The organism is Pseudomonas sp. B1(2018), assembly GCF_003097365.1.
Classification (GTDB): Bacteria; Pseudomonadota; Gammaproteobacteria; order Pseudomonadales; family Pseudomonadaceae; genus Aquipseudomonas; species Aquipseudomonas laurylsulfatiphila.
Map to the genome: position 1 here is coordinate 109,987 of NZ_PYUK01000004.1, position 23,369 is coordinate 133,355.

The window sequence follows — 23,369 nt, forward strand, 5'->3', positions numbered from 1 at the left end:
AAAGGTCTGGGTTCAGTTCAGGCAATCGGCGTGTTGGCGCAGGCTCTGCCGGGCGTAGTAGTTGAAAGCGGCGGCGTGGCGTTTCGGCCGGGCGATCCAGTCATGGGCTTCGCGGCCCAGCGCGGGGATGATCGGCTTGATGGTTCCGGCGCTCATCGCCAACAGTTGCAGCTTCGCGGCGCGTTCGATCAACTGCGCGATGACACAGGCTTCCTCGATGGTGTTGCCGGTGGACAATTGGCCGTGGTGAGAAAGCAGGATCGCCCGTTTGTCGCCCAGTGCCCCGGCAATCAACTCGCCTTCCTCGTTGCCCACCGGCACACCCGGCCAGCCTTCGAGAAACGCGCAATCGTCATAGAGCGGGCAGAGGTCCATGTGGGAAACCTGCAACGGTACTTCCAGCATCGACAAGGCGGCAACGTGGGTCGGATGGGTGTGGATGATGCAGTTCACGTCCGGGCGGGCGCGGTATACCCAACTGTGAAAACGATTGGCCGGGTTGGGCATGCCGTGGCCTTCAAGCACCTCCAGGTCTTCGTTGACCAGCAGCAGGTTGCCTGCGGTGATTTCGTCGAAACCCAGGCCCAGTTGTTGAGTGTAGTAAGTGCCGGACTGCGGGCCACGGGCGGTGATTTGCCCGGCTAGACCGGAATCGTGACCGTGCTCGAACAGAATGCGGCAGGTCAGGGCCAGCTTTTGCCGGGCGGTCCACGTATTATCCGCCAGGGTATTTTGCATTTGGCTCAGCGCGTGCTTGACCAGTTGCTCTTTGGGCAGTGCTAATGTCTTGGCCATATCGGTGTCCTTTGGGTGATTCAATGGACGTCGGGTTTGCCGCTCACCGGTTCCTCGCAAAGTCGTCGGCGAGCGCAAATGACACTAAAGAGCCTATATGACACTTTGTGTCATTGGCAAGGACAAATCGTTGCCTCCTTGATGGATTAATTGCTCCACATGTCTATCCGTTTGAAATTACTAAGAAAAAAACTTGGTGTGACCTTGGAAGCGCTGGCCGAACAATCCGGCATGACCAAGAGTTACCTGTCGAAAGTCGAGCGCGGGTTGAACACACCCTCGATTGCGGCGGCGTTGAAACTGGCCAAGGCGCTGAACGTGAAGGTCGAGGAGTTGTTCTCTGAAGACAACGCCAGCCTCGACAGCTACAGTCTGGTGCGCAGCCACGAACGGCAACCTCTGGGGGCCAGTGGCAACAATCCGGGTTACGCGGTGCTGGCCCATCAGGTCAGTGAACGCAGCCTGCTGCCGTTCATCATTTACCCGCCGGCGGAGTTCACCGACAAAACCTTCAAGGAGCACCTGGGCGAGGAGTTTCTGTTCGTCCACGAGGGGCGGGTGGAAGTGGACTTCATGAACGAGCGCGTGCTGCTCGATCGTGGGGATGCGCTGCACTTCAATGCGCAAAAACCGCACCGGATTCGTTCGGTGGGTGAGGTACAGGCGCAGTTGCTGGTGGTGGTGCATAGCACCGAGGAATGAGTTGACTGTAAAAGCTTCGCGAGCAAGCCCGCTCCCACATGGGATTTGTGAATGACACAGATCCCATGTGGGAGCGGGCTTGCTCGCGAAAGCGTCAGATCGGTCAGTACTAAACTTCGACTGGAACCGATAGCTTGGGGCCACCCAACGCATGGCTCTTGGAATCAAAAAACCGCAACTCAACCCCCGTCCCCTCAAACACTTTCGCGTAATGCCGCTTCTGGTGCTGGATGAAAGCCTTGCTGCGCGGGTAAATCGAGATCGCCAGTACCTGCGGTTTCGCCAGGCGCAAGGCGTGGATGATGTGGCTGTCCTGCTCCCCCAGCGCATGGCCGAAGATGCACAGCGCCTGGTCGTGACCGAGCAATTGCTCGTAGCAGAACGACAGATAGTCCGAACTGCGGATGGTCTTGAGCTTGTCCGTACTCGGCCCTTCGTTGACGAACAGCGGCACGTCGTCGAGGGTCTTGATCGTGTTGTTGATCGCGAAGTTGCCCAGCAACGTGCCCTCGGTCGACATCAGCTTGCGCGCCGTGCCGTCCTGGTTGCGCACCAGGTGCAGACCGCCGTGCAGGTACAGCAAGCGGGTTTTGTCGGTGGCCGTGTCGCTCAGGTCGAAAGCGGGTTCGGCCCCCTGGAACAGATCGGTGATCGCCTCGGGCTGGTGTTGCACCGCCCAGTAGTTGATCAGGTCGTAATTGGTGGTGAACACCGTGCGGTAGCTGGCCAGTTCCTGATTGATCGTCGCCAGCGTCGAAGGCACCACCAGCCGCCACGGGATATGCACCGCATGCACGGTGTTGATCAGCGCTTCCTTGATCGCGTAATAGCGATTGCGCGGGGCGGCGGAGCTGACGGCCAGGGCCTTGTTGACCCGGCTGGTGGTTTTCAACGCGCTCAGTACCTGCTCGAAACTGCGGGTCTGCATCGCGTCGAACACGCTCAGCTCGGACGGGCTCAGGGGTTTTTCTTCAACGGTGCGGGCATTTTCGAACAGCGACTCGTAGCCGAAATCGTCCCATACCGCGCGACTGGCACCGTTGCCCACCAGCAAACCACTGAACGAAGCGGTGCTGCGCAAGACGTTCCAGTCTTCTAGTTGGGCATCGACATCCTGGAAATCGGTCATTGCGGTCTTCGTCTCACGGCAAAAGGTCTTTGGGCGGCGACTTTATCACGACCGGCTGCCCGACCACGGCACGACGCGGGCGAAGAACGTTATGCTGCGACTTCGCCCGAGCCGAATTCGCCGAGTACCCGATGCTGCAAAAAAGCCTGATCCGCCGTCTCGACCTGATCACTCTGCAACTGTTCGTCGCCGTCCATGAAGAGGGCACACTGACCCGTGCCGCATCGCGTGAAGCGATTGCCGTCTCGGCGGCGAGCAAGCGCCTGATGGAGCTGGAGGAGGCGCTGGGCATCAGCCTGTTCGTGCGCCAGGCCAAGGGCATGTCCCTGACACCGGCGGGTGAAACCCTGCTGCACCATGCCCGGCAGATGCTGTTCAACGTCGAGAAAATGGGCCTCGAACTGGGCGAGCACAGCCACGGGGTGCGCGGTTATGTGCGGATGCTCGCCAACCTGTCGGCGATCATTCAGTTTTTACCCGAGGACCTGCGGGATTTTTCCGAGCGTCACCCACAGGTCAAGACCGACCTCGAAGAACGCCCCAGCGCCGGGGTGATTCAGGGCGTGCTCGACGGGGTGGCCGACCTTGGCATCTGTTCCATCGACAGTGACATCAAGGGGCTGCACAGCGTGCTGTATCGCCAGGACAAACTGGTGGTGCTGATGCCGCCGCACCATCCCTTGGCGAACCGCTCGAGCGTGGCGTTCGCCGATACGCTGGGCAGCGATTACGTTGGGCTGCATGCCGCCAGTTCGATCAACATGCGTACCCATGCAGCGGCCCGCGAAGCCGGCAAGGTGTTGCGGGTGCGCATTCATGTGCCGGGGTTCGATGCCATGTGCCGCATGGTCCAGGCCAACATGGGGATCGGCATCCTTCCGCAGCGGGCCTATGAATTATTCGGCCGGGCGCTGGGTTTGCACGCGGTGCCGTTGACGGACGAATGGTCCGATCGGGCGCTGATTCTGGTGGTGCGCGATGAGGCGCTGCTGTCGCCGGTGAGCCGGATGTTGTTTGAGCATTTGCGTGGGAAAATTGATTCCCCAATGGAAGCCTCCCTGTAGGAGCTGCCGCAGGCTGCGATCTTTTGATCTTGCTTCTACAAAACAAAGTCAAAAGATCGCAGCCTGCGGCAGCTCCTACGGGTGAGGAATCGTCAGGCGTTCGCGTTTCGCGAACGCCCGTTGCCAACTGAAGGTTGGATTCATCAGGCATCAGTCCTCTAGCCTTGGCTCATATTCCAAGAACAAGAGGTACCCCGCGATGACTGCCCCCCTGAGTGCAATCAAGGTGATCGAGATCGGCACGCTGATCGCTGCGCCGTTCGCCGCGCGCATGCTGGCCGAGTTCGGCGCCGAGGTGATCAAGATCGAAGCCATGGGGCAGGGCGATCCCCTGCGCAAATGGCGCAAGCTGCATGAAGGCACCTCGCTGTGGTGGTACCTGCAATCGCGCAACAAGAAGTCCCTGGCGCTGAACCTCAAATCCCCCGAAGGCATCGAACTGGTCAAGCAATTGGCAACCAGCGCCGATGTGCTGATCGAAAACCTGCGCCCCGGCGCCCTGGAGAAACTCGGCCTTGGCTGGGACGTGTTGCACGCCCTCAACCCCAACCTGACCCTGGTGCGGATTTCCGGTTACGGCCAGACCGGGCCGTACCGCGATCGTCCGGGTTTCGGTGCCATAGGCGAGGCCATGGGCGGGATTCGCTACACCACCGGCACCCCCGGTTCGCCGCCGGCGCGGGTCGGCGTGAGCCTCGGCGATTCCCTGGCTTCGCTGCATGCGGTGATCGGTGCGCTGATGTCATTGCTGCGGGTCAAGACCGGGCAGGGCGGCGGGCAGATCGTCGATGTGTCCCTGGCCGAAAGCGTGTTCAACGTCATGGAAAGCCTGGTGCCGGAATACGACATGCTCGGCCATGTGCGTGAACGCAGCGGCGGCGCCTTGCCGGGGATCGCGCCATCCAACACCTATTTGACCGCCGACGGCGCCTATGTGGTGATTGCCGGCAACAGCGATCCGATCTACAAGCGCCTGATGCACACCATCGGCCGCCCGGATCTGGCCGAGGCGCCGGAATTCGCCCACAACGACGGGCGTGCCGCCAAAAGCAACCTGCTCGACGCCGCCATCACGCACTGGACCAGCAGCCTGCCCATCGGCGAGGTGCTGGCCGCGCTGGAAGCTGCCGAAGTCCCGGCCGGGCGCATCTACTCGGTGGCCGACATCGTCGCCGATCCGCACTATCAGGCGCGGGACATGCTGCTCAATGCCGAACTTCCCGGAGGCGCCACGGTAAAAATGCCGGGCATCGTGCCGAAACTCTCCGAGACACCCGGCGGCGTGAACTGGTCCGGCCCCGGGCTGGGCCAGCACACCGACGACATCCTCGCGCAGTTGGGCCTCACCGCGATGGACATCGAACGCCTGAAAGTCGAAGGAGTGGTGCAATGATCACCGATTATTCCGACAGCCTGATCGTGCAGGAAGTGTCCCCACGCGACGGTTTGCAAATCGAGCCGACCTGGGTTGAAACCCACGACAAAATTGCCCTGATCGATCAATTGTCGCTGGCCGGATTCAGCCGCATCGAAGCCGGTTCGTTCGTGTCGCCCAAGGCCATTCCTGCGCTGCGCGATGGCGAGCTGGTGTTCAAGGGCATTACCCGGCAGCAGGGGGTGATCTACGTCGCCTTGATCCCCAACCTCAAGGGGGCGCAACGGGCGCTGGCGTGCAGTGCCGATGAGCTGAACCTGGTGATGTCCGCCAGCCAGACCCACAACCTGGCGAACATGCGCATGCGTTGTGAAGATTCATTGGCAGCGTTCGGCGAGATCGTGCGATTCGTTGGCCAAAGCCCGGTGCGTCTCAATGGCAGCATCGCCACCACCTTCGGCTGCCCGTTCGAGGGCAAGATCGATGAGGACCGCGTCGTGCAAATCGTCGAGGCCTATCAGGAGCTCGGCATCCGGGGCATCACCCTCGCCGACACCACGGGCATGGCCAATCCGCGCCAGGTCGAGCGACTGGTGCGCCGGGTGCTGCAGCGGGTGGCGCCGGCAGATTTGACCCTGCATTTCCACAACACCCGTGGCCTCGGTCTGTGCAATGTGCTGGCCGCCTACGAGGCCGGTGCCCGACGTTTCGACGCCGCATTGGGCGGCCTCGGCGGCTGCCCGTTTGCACCGGGAGCGTCGGGCAACATCTGTACAGAAGACCTGGTGAACCTGTGTGATGAAGTCGGCATTCACACCGGTATCGATCTGCCGCTGCTGCTGAAACTGTCCCGAGGACTGCCGGCGCTGCTCGGCCACGAAGTACCGGGGCAACTGGCCAAGGCCGGGCGCAATTGTGACCTGCATCCAATCCCCTCCTGATCCACCACGACCCCCTGTGGGAGCGAGCTTGCTCGCGATGACTGAGTCACAGTCAACATCAATGTTGGCTGACCCGACGCAATCGCGAGCAAGCTCGCTCCCACAGTAAAAGCACTTTCGCTGAGCTACTCAACCAGACAACAAAAACAATCGGACACCCACGGGAAGTCCGCCTGGAGAACCGCAATGAGCCTGAATGCACTGGAGGCGAGCGCGAGCCCGTCCGTTAGCCACGACACCGAAAAAGCCCTGGTCAGCAAAGTCGCCTGGCGCCTGATGCCGCTGATCATGGTCTGCTACCTGTTCGCTTTTTTCGACCGCATCAACATCAGTTTCGCCAAGTTTCAACTGCAGGCCGACCTGAGCCTGAGCGACACCGCGTACGGCCTCGGCGCCGGATTATTCGTGGTCGGTTACGTGATTTTCGAAGTGCCGAGCAACATGATGCTGTACAAGGTCGGCGCCCGGCGCTGGATCGCCCGGATCATGATGTCCTGGGGCCTGGCCACGGCGGCCATGGTGTTCGTCAACAGCGAATGGCAGTTCTACGTGCTGCGCTTCGTGATCGGCGCGATGGAGGCGGGTTTTGCCCCAGGCGTACTGTATTACCTGACCCTGTGGTTCCCGCAGCACTATCGTGGACGCATCACCTCGATGCTGTTCCTGTCGTCGGCGTTCGCCGGCCTGGTGGGCGCGCCGTTCTCGGGACTGGTGCTGCAACACCTCGACGGCTTTCTGGATATGCGCGGCTGGCACTGGTTGTTCCTGCTCGGCGGCGTGCCGTGCATCGGCCTCGGATTGCTGGTGCTGACCCTGCTCAAGGACCGCATCGAAGATGCCCATTGGCTGACGCCTTCGGAGAAGACCTTGCTGGCCAGCCGCATCGCCCAGCATGAGCCGCACAAGAGCGGTGGCTCGCTGCTCGCCGCGCTGCGGATTCCGGGTTTCCTGACACTGGGGCTGATCTACTTCCTGATCCAGGTGGCGTCCTACGGCCTGAATTTCTGGGCGCCGCAACTGATCCGCAGCGCCGGCACCGAAAGTCCGGTGATGATCGGCCTGCTGACCGCCATCCCGTACATCTGCGGCGCCATCAGCATGGTGGTGATCGGGCGCCTGTCCGATGCTTCCGGCGAGCGGCGCAAGTATGTTGCCGGTCTGGTGGGCGTCGGTGCGGTCGGGTTCTTCTGTGCCGGGATCTTCGCCAGCCACACGACCTTCCTGATCGTCGCGCTGGGCCTGCTAGGTGCCGGGATCATCGCCTCCATCCCGAGCTTCTGGACCCTGCCGCCGAAACTGCTGGCCGGTGCCGGCGCGGGCGCGGCGGGCGGGATTGCGGTGATCAACACCCTGGGCCAGTTCGGCGGCATCGTCAGCCCGGTGATGGTCGGCCGGATCAAGGACCTGACCGGCAGCACCACGCCGGCGCTGTATGTCATTGGTGTCTGTGCACTGATCGCGGTGGCGCTGTTGCTGTGGGGGTTGCCGCAGAAGTTGCGCACACTCGACAAGTTTTAAAAGATCGCAGTCTTCGGCAGCACCTGCCCGGACCACGCATCCCCGCAGGAGCTGCCGGAGGCTGCGATCTTTTGATCTTCAAGACGTCGCTGTCATCGCTTTTTGCACAGTGTCACTGAACTGAATCAACACCACGCCGCCCATCAACAGCACCACCCCGAACACCTTGGGCAAGGTGACCTGCCGCTCCACCAGGCCAAACCAGCCGAAGTGATCCAGCAACAACGACGCCACCACTTGCCCCGCCAGCGCCAATGCCATGAACCCCGCGGCACCGAGCCTGGGCAGCAGCACCAATGCCAGGGAAATGAAGCACACTCCAAAAGCGCCCCCCGCCCACATCCACAGCGGCGCCTTGCCGATAAAGGCCTGTGATGGCAACGGCAAGCGCAGCGCAACGACGATCGGCAACAGCACGATAACGCTCACCAGCAACGAGGCGAGCGTCGCCCATAACGGATGGCCCAACCCGCGCCCGAGGTTGACGTTGATCGCGCTCTGAAACGGCACCACCGCCCCGGCAATCATTGCCAGCACCACCAGAGCGGCCCAGTGCAATGTACTCATGATCGTTCTCCCACAGGTTTTGCTGGACTCTAGAGTATTCGTCGCGCAGATTTAAATTCCGTTTTGTTATCCAGAACATGCAGCAGATGAATGATCTTCGACGCATCGACCTCAACCTGCTGGTGATCCTCGACGCCTTGCTCACCGAGCAACACGTAACCCGCGCTGCCGAGCGTTTGCATTTGAGCCAGCCCGCGGTCAGTCATGCGCTGGCGCGATTGCGCGACCTGCTTGGCGATCCGCTGCTGGTGCGCGCCGGAGCCGGCCTTGTTCCGACCCCGCGAGCGCTGGAACTGGTGGCACCGCTGGCCGAAGCCCTGGCCCAGGTGCAAGCGCTGCTGGCGCCGAACGCGTTTGATCCGGCTACCGCCAGGCGCATCTTCCGCCTGGCGATGTCCGACTATGGCGCCGCCATTGTCCTGCCGGGACTGATCCGGACCTTGCGCCGCGAAGCGCCGGGTATCGACCTGCAAATCAGCCATGGCAGCCGCGAAAGCATGCTCGACGGCGTGCTCAACGGTGATATTGACATCGCTATGGGTGTGTTCCCGGAAATGCCCAATGAATTGCGCAGCACGCCGCTGTTCGAAGAGCACTACGCCTGCCTGGTGGACCGCAAAAGCCTGCCCGCCGACGGTGTGCTCGACCTGCCCACCTACCTGGCTCGACCCCATGTGCTGCTGGAAATGCGCGGCAGCGGCACCCCGGAAATCGAGCGCGCGTTGACCGCAATGCGCGAGCGTCGGCGTGTGGCTGTCAGCCTGCCGCACTGGAGCGTGGCCCCGGAATGCATCAGCGGTACCGACCTGATCCTCACCGTCGCCTCGCGCGGCTTGCGCGAAATCGATGAGCAGTCGTTGATCGTCGTGCCGCCACCCTTTGATATTCCGTCGTTCACCTTTGTGTTGGCGTGGCATAAACGGCGGGGCGCAGACCAAGCGTTGAACTGGCTGAATGAGCGGATGGGTGCAGGTGTAGACGGGGTTTATTTTCGGGGGTGACGATTCGCTGGAATCACCAATGGATGGGGGGAAGGCGTCGAGTGTGGAAGACCCTGAGCACTTGCAGACGACCTTGGCGAACTCGATACGGAATCAGATAGGGGCGATCGGGCAAAATCCATTCACGAGTACCGGGCAATCGACCTTCCCGGCCTGTCGCCGGAAAGCGCACAAGGTGATCGACACTGGCGAGAATGGCTTGTACGAAATCTGCGGCTGCCTTTGGGTTCTCTATCGCAATGTAAGCGGCTTCTTCATCAAGGTTCTTGAGTGCAGTACGCAGCCACTCAACGCGCATTGCTTACCCACTTATCAGCAATCGCACTGACCTCGTCTGACGAGGCGAAGTCGCCGGCATCGGCTTCTTTCAGCGCTTTCTGAATTTCTTCGATTTGCCATGCTTCCCTCGCGAGATATTCGCGCAAGGCATCGACTGCGAGGAACGACTTGCTGCGGCCAGTGGCCTTGGCAAGACTGGCGAGGGTATCGGCGATTTCGTCTGGCAGGCGCAAGGACATGGTGGACATGGCGGTCTCGATGTAGTGGTTTGTAATACAACATACTACAGTGTCATGCAGGGGGGAGGCCGCCCCGTTCGTCTGTCGTAACAAAACTTGCGGTAGTGTTGAGCCCTTCCATCTGCCGCGTGCAGATCTAGACGTTTTTCGTTGCCAGCCCCTAGGTGAAACCTGCGTCGCACCTGAAACCTCAAAGGTCTTTTATCCCATGCTCACAGGCCTCAACCACCTGACCTTCGCCGTCACCGACCTGAACCGCAGCGTGGCGTTCTACCGGAACCTCCTGCAACTGCACCTCGAAGCCACCTGGGATACCGGCGCCTACCTGTCGCTGCCGGGGTTGTGGTTGTGCCTCTCCTTCGACCCGCAACGCGATCCCGATCCCGCCGCCGACTACACCCATTACGCTTTCAGCCTCGATGCGGCGGATTTTCCGCGTTTCGTCGAGCACCTGCGATCCGCCGGGGTGCAGGAGTGGCGCGACAACCGCAGTGAGGGCGCATCGTTCTACTTCCTCGACCCGGATGGCCACAAGCTGGAAGCCCATGTGGGTGATCTGGCGTCGCGCCTGACGGCCTGCCGGCAGCGGCCGTATGCGGGGATGAAGTTCTTCGAAGATCTGTAAGTCGATGTTGCGGGACCTGATATAGACTGGCCACCATTCACCCAGCAGTACACAAGGACTTCCCATGACCCCATCGCTACTAATGGCCGTGCTTGCCTCGGGTTTTATCTACGGCATCACCCCGGGACCGGGCGTGCTGGCGGTGTTCGGCATTGGCGCGGCCCATGGGCGACGGGCCGGGGCGGGGTTTCTGTGCGGGCATTTGCTCGGCGATGTGGTGTGGTGCAGCACGGCGTTGATCGCGATTGTCGGTGCGCGGGAGATCGGCAGCACCGCGTTCGACGTGCTGGGGGTGCTCAGTGGCCTGTACCTGTTCTGGCTCGGCTGGCGTGCGGTGCGTGCCCGGCGCAGCAATGGCGATTCGCCACAGGGCCCGGCGCGGCAGCCGTTCTGGCATGGCATTCTGTTCGGCCTGACCAATCCCAAGGCTTATCCGGTGGCGGTGGCGACATTCACGGCGCTGTTGTCGAGCCGCGCGGAACTGCTCAATTGGTCAATGCTGCCGGCACTGATCGGCCTGAGCTTCGTCGGTGGATTGCTTGCCTACGCTATTCTCATCGGCATCGTTGGGGCACGGCGGGTGCGCACCTTGTATCAACGTCATGAACTGGCGATCACCCGGTTGTGCGGGGTAATGTTCATCGGCTTTGCCATCAACGCGCTGGTCCATGCGTTGCCGGGGCTGATGCCGAACAAGGCTTGAAAGTGATGACAGGGAAGCAAGGCCGACCGGGCAGGGATGATTGATGAGCGCTGCATTATCGGGACACCCACGCTGAACCATGGAAAACCGTAATTCCGCGCCACTGGCGAGCTATATCGATCTGTTGCTGGACGCCGTTTGTGCGGTGGACAAGCAGGGCCGCTTCGTCTTTGTCAGTGCGGCGTGCGAGCGCATTTTCGGCTACAGCGCCGATGAAATGATCGGTCAGCTGATGATCGACATGGTGCACCCCGCAGATCGCATGCGTACCCTCGATGCCGCCCGGGAAATCATGGGCGGCGAGCCCAAGCTCAACTTCGAAAACCGCTACCTGCGCAAGGATGGCCGTGTGGTGCACATCCTCTGGTCGGCACGTTGGTCCGAGGTCGACCAGTTACGCATTGCCGTGGCCCGCGACATCACTGAGCGCAAGCAGGCCGAATCCCGGCAGGCCGCGTTGTATGCGATATCCGAAGCAGCCCACGCGGCGGAGGATCTGCTGGCGTTGTTCAGGCGCATCCACATGATCATCGGCGAGTGGCTGCCGGCGCTGAATTTTTCCGTGGCGCTGTACGACGAGCACTGTGCGCAGTTGAATTTCCCTTATCACGTCGATGACCAGGAGCCACAACCCGAACTGCCCGGAACCATGACCGGGCAGGTGTGCACCGAAGTGATCCGCACGGGGCAGCCGATCCTGTTGAACCCGGACCCGTGCACGCCGCCTGCCGGCTTCGAAGCCCTGATGACCGGGCGGAACGCACCCTGCTGGCTGGGTGTGCCGCTGAACTCGCAAAACGGCACCATCGGCGCGTTGATCGTCAAAAGCGTTCCGGGTGGCGAGCGCTACACCGAGCAGGACAAGGAACTGCTGCAGTATGTCTGCGCCCAGGTCGCGACAGCCATCGAGCGCAAGCAGTTGCACGCCCGCCTGCAACACATGGCCCAGTACGACCAACTGACCCAGTTACCCAACCGTGAGCTGTTGCGCGACCGCCTCAAGGCGTCGTTGCAATTGGCCCGCATGGACGGCGGGCGCATGGCCCTGCTGTACGTCGACCTCGACCGCTTCAAACAAGTCAATGACACCCATGGTCATGCGGTCGGCGACATGCTGCTGCAAGCGGTGGCCAACCGGCTCAAGGGCTGCGTGCGGGAAACCGACACCGTGGCCCGCATTGGCGGCGATGAATTCGTGGTGTTGCTGCACAGCATTCATGCCGCAGACGATACCGACATCGTGGTCGGAAAAATCCGTCAGGTCCTGGCCCGGCCCCTGCGTCTGGACGGGCACAACCTGAGCATCCATCCCAGCATCGGCGTCGCCCGATACCCCGATCACGGCACCGAAGAGAAGCAGTTGTTCCGGCATGCCGACGAGGCGATGTACTGCGCTAAACGTGAGCATCACCTGCGAATGGTCTGACCACCGGGCACCGTTCGTCGTGCTATCCATGCATTTTTCTAAACCTTTTGGCACGCGCAAATTCAGATTCTATGCGGGCGTCAGCTCGCCGCGACTACCACCAAGAGGAAGAGAATCATGCCTAATTCAAGAAACTCGAACTCGGGAAACTTCGCCAACGATCGAACGAAGGCTTCTGAAGCCGGTCGCAAGGGTGGGAAAACCACCACCACGACTGTCGATAAAGAACCTGCGAAACCCGACATGGGCCGCAAGCCCGGACAGAAATCCAAGTAATGGATGCAGGTGGTTTTGATTGAGAAGCGGGGGCGCAAGCTCCCGTTTGAATTTGAAAAAGGAGGGCGCGACCATGAAACGGATGGCCACCCGATTATGTAATGCCAGTTTTGCCACGTTACTGGGCCTGTTTGCCAGCAACGTCTTCGCCCAGTCCCCCGCCGAATTCATCGACGATGCGTCGGCCCAAGGCATGGCTGACATCGAGGCCAGTCGCCTGGCACACCAGAAGTCCGAATCCAAAGAGGTCAAGGACTACACCATCGTCGTCATCAACGACCGCACCACGGCGAACCAGCACCTGGCGAAAATCGCCAGACAACTGGATTTGCCGGTAGCGCCGCGGGAAGAAATTGTCGAAAAGGCCAAAGCCCTGATGCCACAAGCCATGGAGGGGGCGACCTTCGATGAGGCCTATGCAGCCAGCCAGGTGAAGACCACGCAGGAAGCCATCGAACGGTTGCAGCAGGAAGCACAGACCACCGACGTGCCGCAAATCAAGGCGTTCGCCGAAGAAACCCTGCCAAAATTGCAAAATCATCTGCAAATGGCCAAGGCCCTGCAAGCCAGAAGCTGATCATCAGCAATTCTTCAGGTTTTGCTGACCTTTTTCCTGGACGACGGTGCCGTCCAGGTCAATGGTCAGGCCTTCGCCAAGGCTGCGATAGTGCTTTCTCAGCTTCTCCAGCTCCTTGAGGTCCAGCGCTTCAAGCCCGAGCATCGCGTTCTGCGCCTCTTTCGTCACCCGAAGCAACTCATCGACCTTCAAATGCAAAATGTCCGTGTCACGGTTCTGTGTGTTCTGGATCAGGAACACCATCAGGAACGTGATGATCGTGGTCGAGGTATTGATAATCAGCTGCCACGTATCGTTGAAATGAAAAATCGGCCCGCTCAGCCCCCACAGACAAATCAGAGTGATCGCCCCCAGGAACGTCTTGGGGCTACCGGCCCAGAGGGCGAGTTTCTGCGCGATTTTTGCGAACTTCATGACCGTGTTCCTTATAGGGAGGACGCCTGAATTTGTGACAGCGACGGTGGGAGGAAAATTCGACGTGATTGAAAAGGTGGTTTTCTGAAACCTTTGGCAGCGCTTGCCGCGGTATCGTAGCGACCCGAGGACAACGCACCGACAGGAGAACGCAATGAGTTGGTCCGCCAAACAGTACGTCGCTTTTGAAGATGAACGCACCCGTCCCGCCCGTGACCTGCTGGCGGCCATCCCCGCCGGGGATGTGCGTTCGGCCATCGATATCGGTTGCGGCCCCGGTAACTCCACCGAGTTGCTGGTCGAGCGTTTTGCCAGCGCCACGGTCCGCGGCCTGGACAGTTCGACCGACATGATCGAGGCCGCACGCAAGCGCTTGCCACAGGTGCAGTTCGATATCGCCGACATCGACACCTGGAACGACGCAGGCCCCTTCGATGTGATTTTCGCCAACGCAGTGTTGCAGTGGCTGCCCGATCACGCGGCGCTGTTTCCTTCACTGGTGAGTAAATTGGCACCGGGTGGCAGCCTGGCGATCCAGATGCCCGACAACCTGAATGAACCTTCGCACCGCTTGATGCGTGAAGTCGCCGCTGACGGTCCATGGGCCGGCAAACTGGCAGGCGCCGCGGGGCAGCGGACCGAGATGGCCGATGCCAGTGGTTATTACTCGATACTCAAGGCCTGTTGCTCACGCGTCGATGTGTGGCGCACCACCTACTATCATCCGCTCGTGGGCGGCGCGTCTGGCGTGGTTGAGTGGTTCAAGGGCAGTGGCTTGCGGCCGTTTCTGGAACCGCTGGACGAGGCGGAACGGGCGCAGTATCTGAAGCAATACCAGGTGTCTATCGAGCGGGCGTATCCGGCCTTGGCCGATGGTTCGGTGCTGTTGCCGTTTCCGCGACTGTTCATCGTCGCGACCCGCTGATGTGAAAAAGGGACAGTTGATGCGCGTCACCTGTCTCTTTTATCGCTTGGGACAATCACGGCAGTTTGTTTTTTTTCGAGCGTCGGGCGCTCAAGTATTCAAAAGCAAACGAGGCAAAGCCGAACAACCCGATCAATGAAATGATCATGATTCCCAACTCTGAATTGTGCATGTCGATCTCTGTGCGATGGATGAGCCGGGAGAATAAGGGATCTGTTTCCGGGCTTAACGTCGCGCTACGGTTTCTTTATTCCCGTGCCCGGATCTATACGCAAAAGATACGAGCGTGGCTCAGCGCTGAACACCGACCAACATCATCATCGGCCGCTCGCGCTCTTCGGCAAGCGCCGGTTGCGTCGCCACCTCGGCATCGCTCGGCCCCCATTCGTTGACATGGCGGATGCTGAAACCCGCTGCAATCAGCAGGTTGAGCAAGGTGCCAATGGTGCGATGCTGCTTGATCACGCCGTCAGCCAGCCAATTGGTGACGCGCTCGCCTTCACGCTGATAGCCGTCCACCGGCCAACCCTTGCGGCCCTCGGCATCGATGATCCAGCCAGGGTTGCGCGGTGCCATGAAGATCGGGTGCTCGATGGAAAACACGAACTGCGAACCGGGCTTGAGCGCCGCGTGGACATGGGCGAACAACCCCGGCAAGTCCTTGATGTAGTGCAGCGCCAGGGAGCTGTAGGCCAGGTCGAAACCGCCGGCCGGCAGATCGAGGGCTTCCAGGTCGGCGCGCTCATAACGGATGTTTGATGCGACGGTGGTTTTGCGCGCCTGCTCCAGCATCTTTTGCGAAACATCCAGACCGAGCACGCTGTCAGCGCCTTGCTCACTGGCCCAACGACAAAACCAGCCGTAACCGCAACCGAGATCCACCACCTTCAGACCCTGCATGGGTGGCAGCATGGCCTTCAGCGCCGGCCATTCCGGCGCGGCATCGAGACCACCGATGGAACGGGCCATCTGGCTGTAGCCCTGGAAAAACTGAGGGTCGTCGTAGATGTTTTGGGTCATGTTCGGGTTGCTCTGTTGAAGTACTCACATGATAAGTGAAGGCTCCTGTGGCGAGGGAGCTTGCTCCCGTTGGACTGCGCAGCAGTCCCTGTTCGGGGTCGCTTCGCGACCCAACGGGACGGTGCGGCGATCCGACAAGCTCCCTCGCAACAACAGCATGCCGCCCGGTGCAATCTTAGGACGGTTCTGCGTCCATGCGTCGAGCGATCACATCCAGCACATCGCAACCATCGCGCAACGGCACGCAGCAGAGCAATGCGAAGTCGCTCAGCACCACGGTGTCAGAGGTCAGGTCGCCGCGCATTGCGAGGTTTTCTAGAAGCTGCGTTACTGCCCGGATTCTGTAGCTGGCGGTGCTAAGCAGTGAGTGCAGGGGTTGTGTGGTGTTGACGAACAGCGAGGGCAAATCGTCGGCGTTGCTGGTTAAAGCCATGTATTCATTTATGAGTGATTCCTTGAATTGAGGTGAACCACCACTCAGTGTCGCCAAACAAGGGGTGGTAGCTGTACGCAGGTTGGCGAACCGGGACAAGGCAAACCGGTAGACCCGAAGGTCTCCCACGCACAGCCACCATAAACAGGTAGCCAAGTGCGTCCAGAAACGCTCCGAGAGGGCTCGGAGGTTTCTATGCTTTGCCATCGAGTCGCCAAACCCGATACGCCATTTGGGCGCGGTCGGACTATAGGTCTCATGACAAAGGCACAGCAATGCGCAAGTGTACGGACAATTCCCAGTGTCGTGTAGGACGTTGCTTTTTCTGGCATTGATCGCCTGCATGCCTTTTAAAATCGGGCTTTCACTCTGACTTTTTGGAGTACTTTGCCCAATCCCGGCCACAAAACCGGCCACTTGGGACCGGTTTATTCATGTCAAAAGCAAGGTTTTCAGCTCTGTTGCAACACCTTGAGTGCCGCCGATGCCAGAAAACCCGAGCGGCTTTTCTCTTCCGGATGATGCAGTACGTACTCATCAATCCGGTTGAGCAGGTAGCCCGGCAACGTGATGTTCAGCTTCTGGGCCTTGCCCAGATATTTGGTGACGTCGATGTCCACCAGCGCCCATGCACACCCAGCGTATTTTGGATTGGCTGCGTGCAGGGTCACTTTGTTGGCAGGGGGAATGGGCGAACCATCTTCAGCTAGAATCTCGAAGTGGCCTTCAATGGCTTCCCGTGCCATGGCCATCGCGTCATCCAGGTCTTCCCCAGCGGAAAAGCACCCCGGAATGTCGGGGACTTCCACGCCCCAAGCGTGTTGTTCGTCGCCCATTGAAATAGCGATTGGGTACAGCATGTTCATTGTCCTCCGCGGACGCTGGCGCGTCGGGCTCCTTAGAGCAGCGCCTGTTGCAAAATACTGATGGCCGTTTTCTTGAGCAGGTCTTTCTTCGGGTGAGGGACCGTCACCAGCCCGGGCTTGGTCGGATGCTTGAAGTGATGATGGCTACCTCTGATTCGTACCAGATACCAGCCGTCCGCAACGAGTTGGCTTATCAAAAATCGGCTATTCACATCACCTCCCTGTGGTGTGCTTGTGGTTACTATACCTACTGAAATTTTGTAATCAACACTATAACCACCAAGCCATCCTCGGCTTGGCGACATAAGCGACAGAAATCGAGTCTAGAAGGGCGCAGCGGCATAGGTCTTGGGCAAGCCTGTAATGACCAGTTTTGTGTATTTCGAGGTTTTTCCGTGAATGCGCCGTACAAATGTCGGGCACAAAAAAACGGTCACATCGGTCCTTCGGATGAAGGGGAATCCCTATGCCTGCGACCCCCGATGGCCACAAAACTAAACGAGCGCCAAGTCTTGCGGGTCGATTCCGCGCTGTTGCGAATGGAGGGGGAGCCTCGTGGCGCGACACGCCAACTGAGCTAGTCTTTGGGCAGCAGGTGGGTATTCGACGAGAACAGCTCAACTATGAAAATATCGGTAAAGGCCATCGATTACACAATAAGAGTTTTTAAAGCGGAATGGCCGAATTTAGTGTTGTGGGCTTTTTTGTTGTCACCGCTGATAGTTAGACTGATCACAAACCATCGATACTCGAAATTTGATTTGTTGGCCATATATACCGCAGCGATTTCAGTGTTGTGGCTTTTGGTGATTCGATTTGCTTCGTTCAATCAATTCAAGACTCACGTCGTTCTGTTTCCGTTCTATTTGTTGGCGGTCGTCGATCTATTCCTTGTTCTGAATTTCAACTCGAGATTCACGGCGGCCTATGTGTTTATCGGTTTGAACAACTACAAGGAAGCAAGCGATTTTTTGTCGACTTATTGGTGGCCGCTTACCATCGTTTTGATAATATTCGTCGCTTGCTATGGGGCAGGACTCATAGGCTTGTATAAGCGTGAGTTATATAAAAACAAGGTTTTTTTCGTTTTGGCCATTAGCGCTTTGCTTTTGGGGTATGGTGCGTATTTTTATAAAACGGTCAAGGTCAATTCTTTCGGGAAACATGCGGTACTGGATCTCGTTGCAAAAGATCAAAGCACGCCCATCGGGTACTTGTCGCAAATAGGCCTCACGGCTCATCTGTATTTGCAATCAGAGCACTTTATCAAGCAGCGCCAGGAATCGGAGGTGAAAATAACCAGTGTTTCGAATGAGTCAAATATAGAGACTGTTGTTTTTGTAATCGGTGAGTCATCGCGGCCGCAAAATTGGTCTCTCTACGGATATGACAAGCAGACCACCCCAAATCTCGACAAGCTGGCAGGGATTTACAAGTTCAATCGCATGTGTACCACAGCCCCCTATACGGCGGTCGCTGTTCCCTCAATGCTCAGCCTTGAGCCCATATCGGACTGGAATGCGATTGCGTCAAAAAAATCCTTGGTGGGTATATATCGCGCAGCCGGTTACATGACCTATTGGCTGTCAGTGCAGGAAGTCGATAGTTTCGGCGGAATCATTCCGCAAATAGCAGCAGAGGCACAAAATTGGCAATATTTTGAAAGGAGCTATGATGGAGTATTGATGCCGGAATATAAAAAAATATTAAACAAAGGCGATGCGCAAAAACAAGCCATATTTATCCATATCAAGGGCAGTCATTTCGATTACTCGCGTCGGTATCCTGAAGATTTCAAAAGATTCAAGTCGTCAACCAATAGCGCAAAAGATAAAATGACCGCGGAGTATGATAATACCATCTTGTATACGGACTGGCTGTTAAGCACAATTATTGAACAGTTGAGGTTGAGCAAAAAACCATCGGTATTGGTTTATTCATCGGATCATGGCGAAAATATCATGGATGATAGCCGAGGGTTGTTGGGTCATGGAATTGGCAATAAGTATGATCTGCCGGTTTCGGCGTTTGTCTGGGCATCCGATAATATTTCAGACCAGCAAGCGCTCAAGCTTTCAAAATTGAAGGAGAGGGAGAATCAAAGAGTTAGCATTTCGTCCTTGTCGCATACACTTTTAAATTTCACTGGTGTTCTCACGAGTGAATATAAGAGTTCGGATGATTTGCTTAGCAATGATTTTGTGACGTCGAAATGTCCATACCTGCTCGGCACAGGGTATGTTCCAGCGTTTGATTTTGATGCACTTTAAACCGGCCAGATCGTTTTTCGGCGGGGGCAGCAAGAAGTGGCGTGGCGTGGATGGGGCGGGAAGGATTTGGTCTGCCGCTTGAGGGTGAGACTGAACGTCCCTCAATGTGGCCCTCAGCTCGTTGACGATGCGTACAGGCGCGGCTGAAAGCCTTGAAATAGTGGAGCGGGTGAAGGGAATCGAACCCTCGTTATCAGCTTGGGAAGCTGGAGTAATGCCATTATACGACACCCGCTCAGAGCGGCTGACTTTGTACCAGATACGCGCGGAGATTTGAAGTTTTTCTTTGCCCCAGATGGCTTTAGCGCAGGTGAAACGATGCATGGACCGCATGACGGTCGATCGCGGGCAAGCCTCGCGCCTGCGGAATACGTTTGATTCAGCAGGGCGGGGTTTGCTCGCGATGACTCTGTTTCAGAGTGCCAATGCATGGTGGTCCTGGACGTAGTGGTAACGCGGTCGGCTATCGTGCTGGGCCGGTTTCAGGAACCCCATCAGTGCGTTGCGGCTGTCTCGGCAGGCGGCTTTGTGTTCCATGTCGAGAAAGTGGCCGGTGGCCTGAAGGGTCGTGAAGGTGGCGTGTTGTACGTGGTTGGCGAACAACCGCGCGCCATCGGCGGCGGTGTACTCGTCCCATTCGCCGTTCATGAACAGTACCGGCACGTTGATTTTTTCCGCCGCTTTGAAAAAGCATTGGCGATCGCTGTGCAGAAGGTCGCTGATGTGGAAGTGCATCTGCCCGTATTCATGATCGGCCAGGCTGCTGACGTGCCGATAGTTGAAGCGCTTGAACAGGGTCGGCAGGTGTTTGCCGATGGTGCTGTTCACCAGGTTGCCGACCCGGTCGCCATCCCGGCTGCCGAGGTAATCGACGCCGCGCTCGAGGTAGTCGAGCATGTGCGCGTTGATCTCCGGGGAGAACGAGCTGATCACGGCTTTTTCGATGCGCCGTGGCTGTTGGGCCAAAGCGACCAGGGTCGCGGCGCCACCCCAGGAAAACGACAGCACGTGTTCGGCGGCGAAGTGGTCGATCAGCTCCAGGAGGATCTGCCCTTCGACTTCCTTGGTCAGCAATTTCTCGTGCAGGTTGTGGGCTTTTGACCGGCCTGCATAGGGCTGGTCGTAGCAGACGACGTTGAACTGCGGATGGAGGTTTTTCACGGTTTGTGCAAACGACGCAGTCGTGGCCATTGAGCCGTTGACCAGGATAATGGTCTTCTCTGCGGCGTCTGCGCGATAGAACTCCGTGTAAACCCGATACTGACCCTGTATATCCAACACAGCGATTTCTGGCCTCATGTCATAAGACTCCTGGCAAGCGGGTATGCGCGCAATAGAGATTGCACGAGCTTTGTGACAGGTAGGCATACGCCTGGAATTTGAGAGGCCCATGTCGATCCATTGCAGTCCGGTCGACGGGTATTGTTATTGGCGGGCAGTCTGCCGGGTGAGGCCGGAACCCTTGGGTTCCTACCGGCAAAAAGTTTCTTAGAAGTATGGGATGACTCATCGGTCACATTTCGGCCGACGTCCTGATTCAAGCAGGGGTCACGTCATCGCGCAAGTGCCTTTGGTAAATTGTTCGACAACTTCTGCTGAGCGGTCGCAGGCTTAGATCAATCCGATCTCTTCATCGCTCAGTGGGCGGTATTCGCCCGGTTTCAACGCATCGTCGAGCGCCAGCGGGCCCATGCGTTCGCGGTGCAGGCGCATCACCTTGTTGTTGAAGTGGCCGAACATGCGCTTGACCTGATGATAACGGCCTTCGACGATGCTCAGGCGCGCGCATTTCGGTCCGAGCAGCTGCAGCCCGGCGGGTTGCGTAGTGAGGTCTTCGAAGGCGAAGTACAGCCCTTCGTTGAACTTGATCGCGTATTCAGGGCCGATGTCCTGTTCGGTTTCGACGTAGTAGACCTTGGGCAGTTTGGTCTGTGGTTGGGTCAGGCGTCGCGACCAGCTGCCGTCGTTGGTGATCAGCATCAGGCCGGTGGTGTTGAAGTCCAGGCGCCCGGCGATGTGCAGCTCGTCCTTGTCCGGCTCATGGATCAAATCGAGTACGGTCGGGTGCTGCGGATCCCGGGTGGCGCTGACGCATCCAGCAGGTTTGTGCAGCATGAAATGGCGCAGGGGCTTACCGACTTGCAGCACGTCGCTGTCGACTTCGACGCGGCTGAACTCGCGGACTTCGCTGTGCGGGTCGCTGACGACTTTCCCGTCGATCCTGACGCGTTTTTCCACCAGTAACAGGCGCACCTGCTTACGGTTGAAGCACGGCAGGTTGCTGAGGAATCGGTCGACACGCATGACTTAGGGATCAGTGAAGAAAGGGCCGCGCATCTTACTTGATCGATTCGGACGCTGCTTGCAACTGCGCCTCGACCTCGGCGCAGCGCGGGCACAGGCACGAGGCGTTGCGCAGTTGCGCCGGCAGCGCCTGGAGCACGGCCGGGTCGATGCTGACGCCGTAGCACCAGCAGGCGCGGTCGGCGGTTCGCGGGTCGGCCAGGGTGCAGTCGTTGGGTGCGCCGCAGGCGGGGCAGAGGTCAGGCTGGTTCATGGATGGAGTGAGCCATTTCCACGCAGGTTCGGTTACGGCCACTTTGCTTGGCCCGGTACATCGCATGATCCGCCCGTGACAGCAGGGTGTGCAAGGTGTCATCGGGCTGCAGGGTGGTCAGGCCGATGCTGACGGTCACTTGCAAGATCTGGCCGTTGTAGGTGTAGCGCTGTTGCTCCACGTACTGACGAATTTTCTCGGCAATTATCAGACCGGTCTGACCATCGGTGTCCTTGAGCAGCACGATGAACTCTTCACCGCCCCAGCGGCAGACGATGTCGGAGTGCCGCAGGCAGCTCTTCAGATCCTGGGCAAAGCCATTCAATACCTGATCGCCGGCCAGGTGGCCATAGGTGTCGTTCAACACCTTGAAGCGGTCGAGGTCCAGCAGCAAGGCGGTCAGCGGTTTGGGCTCGCGCCGGGCTTCTTGCATGGCCTGTATGGCCAACAGGTCGAAGCCGCGACGGTTGGGCAGTTCGGTCAGGCTGTCGAGGGTGGCCTGGGCCTGGATCCTGTCCTGAAAGCGCTTGATGACCTGGTTGAGCAGGGCCAGCACGGTCAGCGTGACCAGCAGGCAGATCAGCAGGTTGAGGTACAGCGACTGGCGGATTTCACCCAGGGCGCTGTCCTCGCGTTTGTCGACGAACAGGTACCAGTTCAGCTCCGGGATGAACCGCACATTGAGGAAGTGCCCCTGGCCCTGCACAGAATATTCGTAGCTGCCGCTGTGGGGTTTTGGCAGCCGGTTGACCAGGTCCTTCATGCTGTCCAGCTCACCGAGTTTCTGCCCGATGCGTGCACCTTGCGGACCGCCTTCGGCACCTGTCAGTACGAGGCGTCCGAAGTTGTCGACGAAGTACACGCTGCGTTGATAACGCTGCTGGTACTTGTCGATCAGCTTGATCACGGCGTCAACGGTCAGGCCAACCCCGGCTGCGCCGATGAACCGGGCGTTGTAGTCGTAGACCTTGTAGTTGATGAAAAAGGTCAGGTTGTCCTTGTTGGCCAGGTCCGGGTCGACGTTGATTTCGTACGGATCCTTCATGTCCCGCACGCGGAAATACCAGGCGTCGCGGGGCTCGGTGGCCTTGACCTGCTTGAGCACACCCTTGGCGTGGTAGTAAGTCAGGCTGGTGTTGGAGACGAAAAAGGCGGTGTAGGCGCCGTAGTGGGTCATGACCTCGTTGAGGTACCGGGTCATCTGGTCGGAATCCTTTTCACCGTTGACCACCCAGTCGCGCATGAAGGTGTCGCGGGCCATCATCGAGGAGATCAGGATCGGCCTGACCAGGTCTTTCTGGATTTCCGAGTAGACCGTGTCCGAGGTCAGCGGCAGCTCGGTGTTGACGATGTTGTCGCGGATCGAGGCCCGGGAAGCGTAGTAACTGAGAAAGGAGGTGGCGAGGAAGCCTGCACCCAGCAATGCGACCAGCGTGAGCACCAACGAGCGTTGAGAGTACAGCGGCGAGCGAAGCGGCATGGCAATTCCATTGGCAGTCATCCGATGGCTAGCATTCTAAGGGTACTGCCGGGAAATAACTGCCCCATATGCGCCGCGAATGGTCGCTCCCATGGATTACTCGCCGTCCTTGTAGGAGCTGCCGCAGGCTGCGATCTTTTGACTCTGCTCTCTATTAATCCTTGAAAGAGCAAAATCAAAAGATCGC

Annotated in this window: 27 protein-coding genes and 1 tRNA gene; 13 read left to right on the forward strand and 15 right to left on the reverse strand. The window is 58.8% G+C overall.

The genetic code is table 11. The annotated features are described in order from the left end of the window. Positions 1-12: 12 nt before the first annotated feature. The gene (locus C9422_RS07555) at positions 13-795 is read right to left on the reverse strand and encodes an aldolase (protein ID WP_116580203.1); all 783 of its coding nucleotides are present in this window, start codon (positions 793-795) and stop codon (positions 13-15) included. 159 nt (positions 796-954) lie between these two features. Between C9422_RS07555 and C9422_RS07560 the strand changes: the two genes are divergently transcribed. Further along, a complete protein-coding gene (locus C9422_RS07560) occupies positions 955-1,497 on the forward strand; it encodes a helix-turn-helix domain-containing protein (RefSeq protein ID WP_116580204.1) in 543 nt (180 codons plus the stop codon). 109 nt (positions 1,498-1,606) lie between these two features. Here C9422_RS07560 and C9422_RS07565 read toward each other — a convergent pair whose 3' ends face one another. Next, positions 1,607-2,626 (reverse strand): DUF4917 family protein, encoded by a 1,020-nt coding sequence (locus tag C9422_RS07565; protein WP_116580205.1) that lies wholly within the window; start codon positions 2,624-2,626, stop codon positions 1,607-1,609. A gap of 131 nt (positions 2,627-2,757) precedes the next feature. On the opposite strand from C9422_RS07565, the gene C9422_RS07570 reads away from it, so the two are divergent. The 4 genes from C9422_RS07570 to C9422_RS07590 all read left to right on the forward strand — a co-directional run bounded on the left by C9422_RS07570 (position 2,758) and on the right by C9422_RS07590 (position 7,524). After that, positions 2,758-3,690 (forward strand): LysR family transcriptional regulator, encoded by a 933-nt coding sequence (locus C9422_RS07570; protein WP_116580206.1) that lies wholly within the window; start codon positions 2,758-2,760, stop codon positions 3,688-3,690. A gap of 199 nt (positions 3,691-3,889) precedes the next feature. Beyond that, on the forward strand, positions 3,890-5,083 hold the full coding sequence (locus C9422_RS07575) for a CaiB/BaiF CoA-transferase family protein (protein ID WP_116580207.1): 1,194 nt from the start codon (positions 3,890-3,892) through the stop codon (positions 5,081-5,083). Continuing rightward, on the forward strand, positions 5,080-6,006 hold the full coding sequence (locus C9422_RS07580; protein WP_116580208.1) for a hydroxymethylglutaryl-CoA lyase: 927 nt from the start codon (positions 5,080-5,082) through the stop codon (positions 6,004-6,006). The genes C9422_RS07575 and C9422_RS07580 overlap by 4 nt, the downstream gene beginning before the upstream one ends. 186 nt (positions 6,007-6,192) lie before the next feature. After that, positions 6,193-7,524: an MFS transporter gene (locus tag C9422_RS07590; RefSeq protein ID WP_116580209.1), complete on the forward strand. Its 1,332-nt coding sequence runs from the start codon at positions 6,193-6,195 to the stop codon at positions 7,522-7,524. A gap of 78 nt (positions 7,525-7,602) precedes the next feature. Here the strand turns inward: C9422_RS07590 and C9422_RS07595 are convergent, their stop codons facing one another. After that, positions 7,603-8,091 (reverse strand): DMT family transporter, encoded by a 489-nt coding sequence (locus C9422_RS07595; protein WP_116580210.1) that lies wholly within the window; start codon positions 8,089-8,091, stop codon positions 7,603-7,605. 77 nt (positions 8,092-8,168) lie between these two features. Between C9422_RS07595 and C9422_RS07600 the strand changes: the two genes are divergently transcribed. Further along, positions 8,169-9,092, forward strand: coding sequence for a LysR family transcriptional regulator (locus C9422_RS07600; RefSeq protein WP_116580211.1), 924 nt, complete (start codon positions 8,169-8,171; stop codon positions 9,090-9,092). 13 nt (positions 9,093-9,105) lie between these two features. Here C9422_RS07600 and C9422_RS07605 read toward each other — a convergent pair whose 3' ends face one another. Both C9422_RS07605 and C9422_RS07610 read right to left on the reverse strand, forming a co-directional pair. Beyond that, positions 9,106-9,390 (reverse strand): type II toxin-antitoxin system RelE/ParE family toxin, encoded by a 285-nt coding sequence (locus tag C9422_RS07605; RefSeq protein ID WP_116580212.1) that lies wholly within the window; start codon positions 9,388-9,390, stop codon positions 9,106-9,108. Beyond that, a complete protein-coding gene (locus tag C9422_RS07610) occupies positions 9,380-9,619 on the reverse strand; it encodes a CopG family ribbon-helix-helix protein (RefSeq protein ID WP_007976777.1) in 240 nt (79 codons plus the stop codon). Before C9422_RS07610 ends, C9422_RS07605 begins: the two co-directional genes overlap by 11 nt. A gap of 199 nt (positions 9,620-9,818) precedes the next feature. Between C9422_RS07610 and fos the strand changes: the two genes are divergently transcribed. The 5 genes from fos (at position 9,819) to C9422_RS07635 (ending at position 13,217) form a co-directional block, all read left to right on the forward strand. Continuing rightward, positions 9,819-10,235 (forward strand): fosfomycin resistance glutathione transferase, encoded by a 417-nt coding sequence (gene fos, locus C9422_RS07615; RefSeq protein ID WP_116580213.1) that lies wholly within the window; start codon positions 9,819-9,821, stop codon positions 10,233-10,235. A gap of 64 nt (positions 10,236-10,299) precedes the next feature. Continuing rightward, positions 10,300-10,938, forward strand: coding sequence for a LysE family translocator (locus C9422_RS07620; protein ID WP_116580214.1), 639 nt, complete (start codon positions 10,300-10,302; stop codon positions 10,936-10,938). 79 nt (positions 10,939-11,017) lie between these two features. Further along, entirely contained in the window at positions 11,018-12,364 is a 1,347-nt protein-coding gene (locus tag C9422_RS07625) for a GGDEF domain-containing protein (RefSeq protein WP_116580215.1), read from the forward strand. Positions 12,365-12,481: 117 nt separating this feature from the next. After that, on the forward strand, positions 12,482-12,640 hold the full coding sequence (locus tag C9422_RS07630; protein ID WP_007976786.1) for a KGG domain-containing protein: 159 nt from the start codon (positions 12,482-12,484) through the stop codon (positions 12,638-12,640). A 73-nt stretch (positions 12,641-12,713) separates the two neighbouring features. Next, positions 12,714-13,217: a DUF4142 domain-containing protein gene (locus C9422_RS07635; RefSeq protein WP_116580216.1), complete on the forward strand. Its 504-nt coding sequence runs from the start codon at positions 12,714-12,716 to the stop codon at positions 13,215-13,217. Positions 13,218-13,220: 3 nt separating this feature from the next. On the opposite strand, the gene C9422_RS07640 is transcribed toward C9422_RS07635, so the two are convergent. After that, on the reverse strand, positions 13,221-13,631 hold the full coding sequence (locus C9422_RS07640; RefSeq protein WP_102699020.1) for a low affinity iron permease family protein: 411 nt from the start codon (positions 13,629-13,631) through the stop codon (positions 13,221-13,223). Positions 13,632-13,785: 154 nt separating this feature from the next. On the opposite strand from C9422_RS07640, the gene tam reads away from it, so the two are divergent. Then, the gene (tam, locus tag C9422_RS07645) at positions 13,786-14,556 is read left to right on the forward strand and encodes a trans-aconitate 2-methyltransferase (protein ID WP_116580217.1); all 771 of its coding nucleotides are present in this window, start codon (positions 13,786-13,788) and stop codon (positions 14,554-14,556) included. Between the two features lie 291 nt (positions 14,557-14,847). Here tam and C9422_RS07650 read toward each other — a convergent pair whose 3' ends face one another. The 4 genes from C9422_RS07650 to C9422_RS07665 form a co-directional block, all read right to left on the reverse strand. Continuing rightward, positions 14,848-15,576 carry a bifunctional 2-polyprenyl-6-hydroxyphenol methylase/3-demethylubiquinol 3-O-methyltransferase UbiG gene (locus C9422_RS07650; protein ID WP_116580218.1) on the reverse strand — a complete coding sequence of 243 codons (729 nt, stop codon included), beginning with the start codon at positions 15,574-15,576 and terminating at the stop codon, positions 14,848-14,850. Positions 15,577-15,751: 175 nt separating this feature from the next. Continuing rightward, positions 15,752-16,021, reverse strand: a complete 270-nt coding sequence (locus tag C9422_RS07655) for a short-chain dehydrogenase (RefSeq protein ID WP_095966257.1) — start codon at positions 16,019-16,021, stop codon at positions 15,752-15,754. 440 nt (positions 16,022-16,461) lie between these two features. Next, positions 16,462-16,869: a type II toxin-antitoxin system HicB family antitoxin gene (locus C9422_RS07660; RefSeq protein ID WP_007984688.1), complete on the reverse strand. Its 408-nt coding sequence runs from the start codon at positions 16,867-16,869 to the stop codon at positions 16,462-16,464. Positions 16,870-16,907: 38 nt separating this feature from the next. Next, positions 16,908-17,087, reverse strand: a complete 180-nt coding sequence (locus C9422_RS07665; protein ID WP_077184214.1) for a type II toxin-antitoxin system HicA family toxin — start codon at positions 17,085-17,087, stop codon at positions 16,908-16,910. Between the two features lie 411 nt (positions 17,088-17,498). Between C9422_RS07665 and C9422_RS07670 the strand changes: the two genes are divergently transcribed. Then, on the forward strand, positions 17,499-19,145 hold the full coding sequence (locus C9422_RS07670) for a phosphoethanolamine transferase (protein ID WP_116580219.1): 1,647 nt from the start codon (positions 17,499-17,501) through the stop codon (positions 19,143-19,145). Between the two features lie 161 nt (positions 19,146-19,306). Here the strand turns inward: C9422_RS07670 and C9422_RS07675 are convergent. The 5 genes from C9422_RS07675 to C9422_RS07695 form a co-directional block, all read right to left on the reverse strand. Continuing rightward, positions 19,307-19,380, reverse strand: a tRNA-Gly gene (locus C9422_RS07675). Positions 19,381-19,559: 179 nt separating this feature from the next. Then, positions 19,560-20,444, reverse strand: a complete 885-nt coding sequence (locus tag C9422_RS07680) for an alpha/beta fold hydrolase (RefSeq protein ID WP_116580220.1) — start codon at positions 20,442-20,444, stop codon at positions 19,560-19,562. Positions 20,445-20,756: 312 nt separating this feature from the next. Next, the gene (locus tag C9422_RS07685) at positions 20,757-21,449 is read right to left on the reverse strand and encodes a pseudouridine synthase (RefSeq protein ID WP_116580221.1); all 693 of its coding nucleotides are present in this window, start codon (positions 21,447-21,449) and stop codon (positions 20,757-20,759) included. Positions 21,450-21,483: 34 nt separating this feature from the next. After that, a complete protein-coding gene (locus C9422_RS07690; RefSeq protein WP_007979840.1) occupies positions 21,484-21,702 on the reverse strand; it encodes a cysteine-rich CWC family protein in 219 nt (72 codons plus the stop codon). Further along, positions 21,689-23,182: a sensor domain-containing diguanylate cyclase gene (locus tag C9422_RS07695; protein WP_116580222.1), complete on the reverse strand. Its 1,494-nt coding sequence runs from the start codon at positions 23,180-23,182 to the stop codon at positions 21,689-21,691. The genes C9422_RS07690 and C9422_RS07695 overlap by 14 nt, the downstream gene beginning before the upstream one ends. Between the last annotated feature and the right edge of the window lie 187 nt (positions 23,183-23,369).